This is a genomic window from Vibrio sp. 10N.222.47.A9 (assembly GCF_963872585.1).
GTDB classification, from domain to species: Bacteria; Pseudomonadota; Gammaproteobacteria; order Enterobacterales; family Vibrionaceae; genus Vibrio; species Vibrio splendidus.
The window spans coordinates 14,767-15,704 of the sequence record NZ_CAWNBB010000098.1 but is presented as its reverse complement, the minus strand read 5'-3'; the positions used below and the strand labels follow the sequence as shown (position 1 = coordinate 15,704).

Genomic DNA, 938 nt, shown 5'->3' with positions numbered 1-938 from the left:
TCTTAGGATTGATGTTGGGAATAGACTCATTGACTTAAACAATGCATCCGGACGCGGGATGGAGCAGTTTGGTAGCTCGTCGGGCTCATAACCCGAAGGTCGTCGGTTCAAATCCGGCTCCCGCAACCACATTACAGTTAGACGTTGATTTGATGCTTTTGAGCAGAAAAGATGAACGGTTAGCTTATGCGATACTAGCTCAGCTGGTAGAGCGCAACCTTGCCAAGGTTGAGGTCATCGGTTCGAACCCGATGTATCGCTCCAATTTCTTTCTTAGGATTGATGTTGGGAATATAGAGTCATTAACTTAAATAATGCATCCGGACGCGGGATGGAGCAGTTTGGTAGCTCGTCGGGCTCATAACCCGAAGGTCGTCGGTTCAAATCCGGCTCCCGCAACCACATTACAGTTGAACGTTGATTTGATGCTTTTGAGCAGAAAAGATGAACGGTTAGCTTATGCGATACTAGCTCAGTTGGTAGAGCGCAACCTTGCCAAGGTTGAGGTCATCGGTTCGAACCCGATGTATCGCTCCAAATTCAGTTCTAAGAAGTCATCTCCTAGAGAAAGTACTCAGAATGAAAATGGTTTAGTCTCATTGTCTTAAACGGTAATGATGCGAAAAGAGAAACATCCGGACGCGGGATGGAGCAGTTTGGTAGCTCGTCGGGCTCATAACCCGAAGGTCGTCGGTTCAAATCCGGCTCCCGCAACCACATTACAGCTAAACGTTGATAGCTTCTTTGCAGTAAGAACTTAGTTTCTAGCAGATAAGTTTAACGGTTAACTAAGCGATACTAGCTCAGCTGGTAGAGCGCAACCTTGCCAAGGTTGAGGTCATCGGTTCGAACCCGATGTATCGCTCCAATTTCTTTCTTAGGATTGATGTTGGGAATATAGAGTCATTAACTCAAATAATGCATCCGGACGCGGGATG

General features: G+C 46.5%; 6 tRNA genes. All 6 read left to right on the top strand.

Features of this window, described 5'->3' with window-relative positions:
* Positions 1-52 precede the first annotated feature (52 nt).
* Positions 53-129, top strand: a tRNA-Met gene (locus AACT19_RS24340).
* A 59-nt stretch (positions 130-188) separates the two neighbouring features.
* Positions 189-264 (top strand) — tRNA-Gly (locus AACT19_RS24335).
* Between the two features lie 61 nt (positions 265-325).
* Positions 326-402 (top strand) — tRNA-Met (locus AACT19_RS24330).
* 59 nt (positions 403-461) lie between these two features.
* A tRNA-Gly gene (locus AACT19_RS24325) sits at positions 462-537 on the top strand.
* A gap of 103 nt (positions 538-640) precedes the next feature.
* A tRNA-Met gene (locus tag AACT19_RS24320) sits at positions 641-717 on the top strand.
* A 75-nt stretch (positions 718-792) separates the two neighbouring features.
* Positions 793-868 (top strand) — tRNA-Gly (locus tag AACT19_RS24315).
* The last annotated feature ends 70 nt before the right edge of the window (positions 869-938 follow it).